The organism is Algoriphagus sp. (genome assembly GCF_024642405.1).
Classification (GTDB): Bacteria; Bacteroidota; Bacteroidia; order Cytophagales; family Cyclobacteriaceae; genus Algoriphagus.
Map to the genome: position 1 here is coordinate 1 of NZ_JAHEBC010000351.1, position 3,867 is coordinate 3,867.

The window sequence follows — 3,867 nt, forward strand, 5'->3', positions numbered from 1 at the left end:
AATCTGGAGGTTTTCGATTTCTTTAAGACTATTAATAAGTTCATTTTCAATCCCTGTCCTGAATTCAAGAGTCATCTGGCAATCTAGCATCATTTCTTGATCTAGGATTGATAAGTCATGGGCTTTGACCAGTTTCATGACTTCATTCATGGAAGGATATTGAAATTTAATCCGCACTGATTCTAGTACTTTTTCCTCCACTATTTCATTTTCTTCAATCGCTAAAGCCGCAGAAGTTTTATAAGCATTAATAAGTCCACTCATACCCAATTTTGTTCCTCCAAAATAACGAACAACTACTATCAGGATATTTGTTAAATTTTTGGATCTAATTTGCCCTAAAATAGGATCGCCTGCTGAATGATTTGGTTCACCATCATCAACGGCCCTATATATTTCACCCTCTTTTCCAAGAACATATGCGTAACAATGGTGGCGAGCATCGTAATAAGTCTTCCTGAGTTCCGATAAATTTTCTTTAATTTCATCCTCTGTTTTAACTGGAAATGCAAAAAAGAAAAATTTGCTACTTCTATCTTTAAAAAGCCCCTCACTAGTTCGTTGTATTGTTAAATAAGTATCATTTAGACCTTCTGAATTCATGAATTTTAAATGGTAGGAAGTGTTGAATCAAGGGCTAAATTAGAAATTTAACCATTCCTTAACCCTAATACCCTAACATTTCTATTAATTTTAGGAGGAGAGACAATTCGTGTTTTGTACATAATTAATTATGGAAAATAGACCCTATATAATAGACTTACCAGGTCATTCCTCAGAGAGTGGTAATTTGAGTTTTTGGGATAATCTGGAACTATTTCCTTCTGGAATTCAAAGGTGCTTTTGGATTTCGAAAGTAAAAAAGGGAGAAACGAGAGGCAATCATGCTCATCAACTTGAGTCTCAGGTTATTATTTCTCTGGTTGGAATTCTAAGAGTTGAAGTTACAACTCTGGTAGGGGAAATGTTATGGTTTACTTTGGATTCCTCATCCAAAGGTTTATTTGTTCCTCCTTTAAATTGGATATCTATTAGTTTCTCTGAAGATTCCATACTTTTAGGATTATGCGACAGAGCTTTTTCAGAAGAGGATTACATAAGAGATAAAAAAGATTTTGACAACTATCAAAAAAGAAATAAGTAAAGGTTTTGAATTGCTTGTAAGTCCATCTTCTTCAAGTCAGAAAGATTATTTACTTTCTAATTTTTCAATCCCAGGGGATTTACAGTTGCTTGATTTTCACTTAGTTAAAAACAGCAAGAAAAAGGCAATCATCACTTTTTCTATTTCAAAAGATCAAAAAGCCAAATCTATTCCATTGGCACCATTTGGTGGGTTTTACATTTTAGAAAAAATTCAATCTGATTCTTTGGAGATTTTTATTAATGAAATCACAGCGTACCTTTTAGAAATTGGAATAAATAAAATTGAAATAACCATAGCACCAAAGCCCTATGAAGGATATTATGATTTGATCAATTATCTACTTTTCAAAAATGGCTTTAGTCCAAAAAACTTACTGTGCCATCAATTTTTTTTAGGAAGGAAAAAAATTAAAAAATGGGTTAATTTAGAACAGTCGAAATTTCAAAGCAAAACACAAAAACAAGGGATAAAAATCATTAGCGATTCTATCAATAATTTTAATTTTCTTAATGATATCAGACAATGGAATATGGAAAGAGGATATCAAATGAATTTTGACGAAAATAGGATCATTCTTCAAGTTTCAGAATACCCGGAAAGGTATTTTTTGATAAGTGTTTTGGATTTGAAAAATCCAATTGCTCACTGTTTGGCGGTAAAACTTTTTCCAGATACACTATATTATTTTCTTTCTGCAATCAATCCAAAGTCTCATTTAAAAAATGGAGGTGATATCCTCCTTTATCAGCTTTTTAAACTAGCTAATGAAGAAAAGGTGAGACTTATCGATTTAGGCTCTTCAGATTTGGGAAATGATGTTAATCACCCTTTGATGTTTTTCAAATCCAGATTTGCAAATGACTTCTCGAATAAGATAACCTGGGCAAAAAATTTATCATGAAAAGTTCGGGCTTCGTTACTATAGTTTGTATTTGCTTCAATCATGAATCTTGGATTCAGGAGTGCCTTGAAAGTGTAAAGCTCCAAGATTATGCTCAAAAAGATTTGATAATAATTGATAATGGAAGTTCTGATAATTCGCTGGAAATAATTCAAAAATGGGTTAAAGAAAATTCCGGGTCTTTAAAATTGGAATTAATCTCCCATGAAAAGCCCCAATCCTATTTGAAAGTTTTTAACGATGCCTTAAAAAAATCAAAAAGCCAATATATAGTTGATCTTTCAGGAGATGATTTGTTATATCCTGATCACTTATCTATATCAATTGCTCACTTAAAGCCATCTAAGGAAATAGCATTTGTTTTTTCGGATGCCTATATTCTTGACGAAGATCGGATAGTAAAGACTTTTTATAAGAGAACTAGTGGAGGGGAATTAAAAGAAGAAATCGAGTTTGGTAAATTATATGAGACATTGATTCAATTGTATTCTATCTGTTCACCAACTATCGTTTTTAATAGGGATATATTGATTCGAGAAGGTGGCTATGATGAGAATTTGAGTTATGAGGATTTTGACATTCAAGTACGTCTTTCAAGAAAATATCCATTGGTTTTTTCTGATCATGTGGGGGTTTTGAAAAGAAAGCATTCAGATTCATTATCCAGCAGACAATACATTCCTTATGATTCTAAAATGCTCCCTAGCACTCTTTTGGTTTGTCAGAAAATAAAAAAGATGAATGAAACCGAATCTGAAAATAGAGCTTTAAAGAAAAGGATCTTATTTGAGTTGAAGCACGCACTTTGGTCAGCAAATTTCAAAGTAGCGAAAGGTTTTATCGACCTTGGAGATGAAATCAATTTAAAAAGCCCTTTTTTTGTAATTTATAAGATTTGGCTTCGATTTAAAATTGACATCTCTTGGATTTATACCCGATTGACTTAATTATCCAACAATTACCTCCACAAGAATTTTATCCTTATAATAAGTCTCGCTTAGTTCTTGAAGATTACTTGCCTGAAAAGATTTTAGATAGGAAAGTTTATTGAAATAGTAGGAGAGATCCAGACCGGATTGATGTACTGCTCTAAACCTATCCATCAGATCGAAGGAAGAGCTAAATCTGCTCAGCATTTGACCTATCATGTAATTTCGCACAACCTCTAACTCCTCAGAAGATATCGGTTCATTTACCAATTTATTAATCTCATGGTAAATTTCGCTTATTACTTCTTTGTAGTAAGTTTTTTGAACATCTGCGGAAATAACCCAGTATTCTGAGTTTCCAATTTCGGCCAAGCTTGAAAATATTCCATAGGTATGACCTTTATCTTCCCGGATGTTTTTAATAAGCCTAGACCCAAAATAACCTCCTAAAATGGTGTTCAAAACCGTCAGCCCAATGAAATCTGGATGTGATTTTGGAATTGAGAAACTTCCCATTCTGATGCTGCTTTGAACTGCATTTTCACGAGACTCAATCGAACTATAATTTGTTATTATGTCAGGTATTAGGATTTGTTCAGATTCAATTCTATTTGGTAATTCTGATAAGTGTTTTTCAAGTAATTGAAATTCAAAATCTGAAAGATTTCCACTCACGAAAACTTCAATGTTTTGCCAAAGCATTTCGCGGTAATAAAAAATTAATTTTTCCTGAGTTACTTCATCTACATGACTTTCTTCTGGCTCTATTCCGTAAGGATGATAAGGACCAAATAAGGATTTTCGAAAAAGTTGTCCGGCTCTTACCGAAGTTTTCTCTTTTTCAAGTTTTTGACCCAATCGTTTTTGAGACTTTCTTTTTTCTATTGCCT

At 32.7% G+C, this 3,867-nt stretch carries 5 protein-coding genes; 3 read left to right on the forward strand and 2 right to left on the reverse strand.

The features are described 5' to 3' along the window. Positions 1 to 603: YigZ family protein (locus Q0L68_RS17540; RefSeq protein ID WP_296705561.1), on the reverse strand; the 603-nt coding region annotated here is incomplete at its 3' end. 130 nt (positions 604 to 733) lie between these two features. Between Q0L68_RS17540 and Q0L68_RS17545 the strand changes: the two genes are divergently transcribed. From Q0L68_RS17545 to Q0L68_RS17555, 3 genes are read left to right on the forward strand one after another with little or no spacing between them, the layout of a single operon-like run. Further along, entirely contained in the window at positions 734 to 1,144 is a 411-nt protein-coding gene (locus Q0L68_RS17545; RefSeq protein WP_296705562.1) for an FdtA/QdtA family cupin domain-containing protein, read from the forward strand. Next, the gene (locus Q0L68_RS17550; protein ID WP_296705563.1) at positions 1,116 to 2,048 is read left to right on the forward strand and encodes a hypothetical protein; all 933 of its coding nucleotides are present in this window, start codon (positions 1,116 to 1,118) and stop codon (positions 2,046 to 2,048) included. The genes Q0L68_RS17545 and Q0L68_RS17550 overlap by 29 nt, the downstream gene beginning before the upstream one ends. Then, positions 2,045 to 2,995, forward strand: coding sequence for a glycosyltransferase (locus Q0L68_RS17555; protein ID WP_296705564.1), 951 nt, complete (start codon positions 2,045 to 2,047; stop codon positions 2,993 to 2,995). Before Q0L68_RS17550 ends, Q0L68_RS17555 begins: the two co-directional genes overlap by 4 nt. On the opposite strand, the gene Q0L68_RS17560 is transcribed toward Q0L68_RS17555, so the two are convergent. Further along, positions 2,996 to 3,867: insulinase family protein (locus Q0L68_RS17560; RefSeq protein WP_296705565.1), on the reverse strand; the 872-nt coding region annotated here is incomplete at its 5' end. It abuts the gene before it with no gap.